The following is a 4,608-nucleotide window of genomic DNA, read 5'->3' as shown; positions in this document are numbered from 1 at the left end:
GTGTCGGGACCCCTGGCCCCCGACACGCCGACACCTGTGGACAAGTCGTCCTGGCTGTGGAGAACTTCCGCAAATTCAATGGAAATCGGATGTCCAAATTCCATTGAATTTGCGGATCATCGGTGCGGAGCCCCGGGGGCGGAGGGTCAGAGGGGTGGGCAGATGGCGTTGAGGGCTTCGAGGTCGTCCGCCGTCGGGCGCCACTGGCCCGCGACCGCGTTGGCCTGGACCTGCTCCGGGGTCGTCGCGCCGCTGATCACCGAGCCGACCACCGGCTGCGCGGCCAGCCAGCCGACCGCGACCGACGTCATCGGGATGCCGCGCTGCTCGGCGAAGGTCCGCAGCTGCTCGATGCGCTCCCACGGCGCGTCCATCAGCATCTGGTTGCGGTTCGCCAGACGACTGCCCGCCGGCGGCTCCTGGTCCTTCCGGTACTTGCCGGTCAGCAGGCCGTTGGCCAGCGGGAAGTAGGGGATCAGCCCGACCCCGAACCGCTTGCAGGCCGGGATGATCTCGCGCTCGGCCTCCCGGGCCAGCAGCGAGTAGTGGTTCTGCGTGGACACCGGTCCGGTCTGCGCGGCCGAGGAAGCCAGCCAGGACGCGTCGGCGAGCTGCCAGCCGGCCAGGTTGCAGTGCCCGACGTAGCGGACCTTGCCCTCGCGGACCAGGTCGTCGAGCACCGAGAGGGTCTCCTCCATCGGCGTCAGCCGGTCCGGCCGGTGCAGCTGGTACAGGTCGATCCAGTCGGTGCCCAGCCGCCGCAGCGAGGACTCCACCGCGCGGCGCACGTACCGGCGCGAGCCGCGCGCGGTGAAGTCCGGGCCGTTGCCGCCCTGCATGTCCATGCCGAACTTGGTCGCGATGACCGCCTGCTCGCGGCGGCCGGACAACGCCTGCCCGAGCAGCTCCTCGCTGCGCCCGCGCGGCGAGCCGTACACGTCGGCCACGTCGAAGAAGGTGATGCCGGCGTCGAGCGCGGTGTCCACCACGGCTCGCGCGCCGGCGAGGGATTCGGTCGCCGTTCCCGGGCGGCCCAGGTTGTTGCACCCCAGACCGACCGCGCTGACCACCAGACCGGATTCGCCCAGACGTCGCTGTTCCACGCCGAGGACCCTAAACGGCCCGTCACACGCGAGTCACGCCAGACGTACGGCGCGTGAACGTTTGCCCAAGTCAGTTCCTCTGCTCGGGCGATGTGCCACGATTCTCGAAGGGGGGATCAGCGGCTGTTCGGCCGCTCGCTTGAAGGGGTGTGGGGACTGGTGTTCGCACGTCGGATCGTCGTCGTCGGTACCGGTTACGTGGGGCTGACGACCGGCGCGTGCCTCGCGTCGCTGGGCCACCGCGTGGTGTGCAGCGACATCAACGCCGAGAAGGTCGCGCAGCTGTCCCGCGGCGAGGTCCGGATCCACGAGCCGGGGCTGGCCGAGCTGGTGCAGGAGGGCATCGCGGCCGGTCGGCTGGAGTTCGTGCTGGGTTCGGCGGGCGCGGTGGCCGACGCCGAGGTGGTCTTCCTGTGCGTGCCGACGCCGATGGGTTCCGGAGGCGGGGCCGATCTGGCCGTGGTGGAGTCGGTGGCGCGCGAGGTCCGCGAGGTGCTGCCTGCCGGATGCGTGCTGGTCACGAAGTCGACGGTCCCGGTGGGCACGTCCGCACGGCTGCGCGAGCTGGTCGGGCGCCCCGACGTCGCGGTGGTGAGCAACCCGGAGTTCCTGCGCGAGGGGTCGGCGGTGCACGACTTCCTGAACCCGGACCGGATCGTCGTCGGCTCGGACACCCAGGACGCGGCGGAGCGGGTGGCGGCGCTGTACGCGCGGCTCGGCGCGCCGACGGTGCTCACCGACGCGGCCAGCGCGGAGATGGTGAAGTACGCGGCGAACTGCTTCCTGGCGACCAAGCTGTCCTACGTCAACGCGATCGCCGAGCTGTGCGAGCGGCTGGGCGCCGACATCACCGACGTGACCGAGGGGATGGGCTACGACCGGCGCATCGGCCAGGCGTTCCTGCAGCCCGGCCCGGGTTGGGGCGGGTCCTGCCTGCCGAAGGACACCGCGGCGTTGCTGCAGGTCGCGGATGCCGTGTCGTTCGACTTCCCGCTGCTGCAGGCGACCATCTCGTCCAACGAGCGGCAGCGCGAGCGGATGGTCGACAAGGTCGTCGAGGCCTGCGGCGGTTCGCCGGTCGGCGTCCGGATCGGCCTGCTGGGCCTGACGTTCAAGGCGGGCACCGACGACCTGCGCGACTCGCCCGCGCTCGAGGTGGCGCGGCTGCTGGCGGCGCGGGGCGCGGAACTGGTCGCCTTCGACCCGGGGCTGCGCGGTGACGAGGCGGAGCTGCCGTCGGGGCTGACGCTGGTCGACGACCCGTACCAGGCCGCGAAGGGCGCGGCGGCGCTCGTGCTGCTGACCGAGTGGCAGGAGTTCCGGACGCTGGACTGGACCCGGGTGGCGCAGGAGCTCGACGGCCCGGTCGTCGTGGACACCCGCAACCACCTGGACCCGGACGTCCTGCGCCGGGCGGGCCTGAGCTGGCGGGGAGTCGGCCGCACGCCGGTAGGCTGAGCACTTTTCGCTACTTCGACTATCGATCAACCGGGTGACGCCACCTTATGGTGTTCGACGTGTTCACAACTCGCCCGGAACTCGCCGGCACGCACGGGATGGTCGCCTCCACGCACTGGCTCGCCTCCGCAGCGGGCATGGCGGTGCTGGAGGACGACGGCAACGCCTTCGACGCCGCGGTCGCCGCCGGCTTCGTGCTGCAGGTGGTCGAACCGCACCTCAACGGACCGGGCGGGGAGGTCCCCGCGCTGTTCGCCACCGCCGACGACCCGCGCCCGCGCGCTCTCGCCGGTCAGGGCCCGGCGCCCGCCGCAGCGACCGCCGAGCACTACCGCGGGCTGGGCCTGGACCTGGTGCCCGGCACCGGCCTGCTGGCCACGACAGTGCCCGGCGCGTGGGACGGCTGGCTCCTGCTGCTGCGCGACCACGGCACCAAGACGCTGCGCGAGGTGCTGAAGTACGCGATCGGCTACGCGCGCGGCGGTTATCCGATCGTGGAGCGGATCACCACCACGATCGACACCGTCCGGGACATGTTCCGGGAGCACTGGCAGACCTCGGCGGACCTGTGGCTGACCGGCGGCGCCGCGCCCGCGCCCGGCAGCATCCTCAAGAACCCGGCGCTGGCCGACACCTGGGAACGGCTGCTGGCCGAGGCCGAAGCGGCCGGTGGTGACCGCGAGGCGCAGATCGACGCCGCCCGTCGTGCCTGGTCGCAGGGCTTCGTCGCCGAGGCGGTGGAGAAGTTCGCGCGGATCCCGCACCGGGACAACTCCGGGCACGACCACGCCGGGGTGCTCACCGCGCAGGACATGGCCGAGTTCGAGGCGACCTACGAGACGCCGCTGACCGTCGACCTGCCCGGCGGCTGGACGCTGGCGAAGTTCGGCATCTGGTCGCAGGGCCCGGCGCTCGCGGAGCAGCTGCGCCTGCTGGAGGGCTTCACCGACCGGATCAACTACGTCGACGGCCTCGCCGACGCCGACACCGTGCACCTCTCGGTCGAGGCGGCCAAGCTCGCGTTCGCCGACCGCGAGGCCTGGTACGGGGATTCCGCCGACCCCGGCGTGCTCGCCGACCTGGTGTCCCGCGAGTACGCCGCCGAGCGCCGCGGGCTGATCGGCGACCGGGCGTCGCTGGAGCTGCGCCCCGGTTCGCCCGGCGGTCGGCAGGCGGTGCTGGCCGCGCACGTCGCGGAGAACCGCGGCGTGGACGGGCAGAAGGACCCCAGCGGGGTCGGGATCGGCGAGCCCACGGTGTCGCCGACCGGGGAGGCCCGCGGCGACACGGTGCACATCGACGTCGCGGACCGCTGGGGGAACATGGTCTCGGCGACCCCGTCCGGCGGCTGGCTGCAGTCCTCGCCGACCATCCCGGAACTGGGCTTCTGCCTGGGCAGCCGGGCGCAGATGTTCTGGCTCGACGAGGGCCTGCCGAACTCGCTGGCCCCGGGCAAGCGCCCCCGGATCACGCTGAGCCCGTCCCTCGCGCTGCGCGGCGGCGTGCCGGCGCTGGCCTTCGGCACGCCGGGCGGTGACCAGCAGGACCAGTGGCAGCTGTGCTTCTGGCTGGCCCACGTCCACGGCGGGCTGAACTTGCAGGAGGCGATCGACGCCCCGGCCTGGCACACCGGGGCGTTCCCGGGCTCGTTCTACCCGCGCGCCTGGGAACCGGGCCGAGTGGTGGCAGAGTCCCGCCTCGGCGCCGAAACCCTGGCCGAGCTCGCCCGCCGCGGCCACGACGTCCTCGACGCGGGCCCCTGGGCCCTCGGCCGCCTCTCGGCGGTCTCCCGGGACCCGGAAACCGGCCTCCTCCGAGCCGCCGCCAACGCCCGAGGCGCCCAGGGCTACGCAGCCGGCCGCTGACCGCAGAATTGAGGGTTTTCCAGGCTCGTTTTGCGTGGCGGTGCGGGTAGCGGAACCTCAGCGCCCGCCTGGCCTCCGGATGCCCGACTTGATGTATGCCAATACACGGCAGTCGGGCCGTCCTCGCCAGGCGAACGCTGAGAACCCGCGGCGGCGCAAGCTGCGAGGGTGGGCTATGCGCC

At 72.5% G+C, this 4,608-nt stretch carries 3 protein-coding genes; 2 read left to right on the top strand and 1 reads right to left on the bottom strand.

Translation table 11 applies throughout. The annotated features are described in order from the left end of the window. Positions 1-146 precede the first annotated feature (146 nt). Positions 147-1,103: an aldo/keto reductase gene (locus ABTZ89_RS36015; RefSeq protein ID WP_270952780.1), complete on the bottom strand. Its 957-nt coding sequence runs from the start codon at positions 1,101-1,103 to the stop codon at positions 147-149. Positions 1,104-1,262: 159 nt separating this feature from the next. Here ABTZ89_RS36015 and ABTZ89_RS36010 point away from each other — a divergent pair, with 159 nt between their 5' ends. Beyond that, positions 1,263-2,561 carry a UDP-glucose dehydrogenase family protein gene (locus ABTZ89_RS36010; protein ID WP_270952779.1) on the top strand — a complete coding sequence of 433 codons (1,299 nt, stop codon included), beginning with the start codon at positions 1,263-1,265 and terminating at the stop codon, positions 2,559-2,561. Positions 2,562-2,608: 47 nt separating this feature from the next. Then, on the top strand, positions 2,609-4,426 hold the full coding sequence (locus ABTZ89_RS36005; RefSeq protein WP_351053420.1) for a gamma-glutamyltransferase family protein: 1,818 nt from the start codon (positions 2,609-2,611) through the stop codon (positions 4,424-4,426). Positions 4,427-4,608: the final 182 nt, after the last annotated feature.

The organism is Saccharopolyspora sp. NPDC002686 (assembly GCF_040295745.1).
Classification (GTDB): Bacteria; Actinomycetota; Actinomycetes; order Mycobacteriales; family Pseudonocardiaceae; genus Saccharopolyspora; species Saccharopolyspora oryzae.
This window is presented reverse-complemented; position numbering and strand designations above follow the sequence as displayed.

Coding starts and splice junctions, on each gene's coding strand:
- ABTZ89_RS36005 (WP_351053420.1), top strand. CDS start 2,609: ATGGTGTTCGACGTGTTCACAACTCGCCCGGAACTCGCCGGCACGCAC.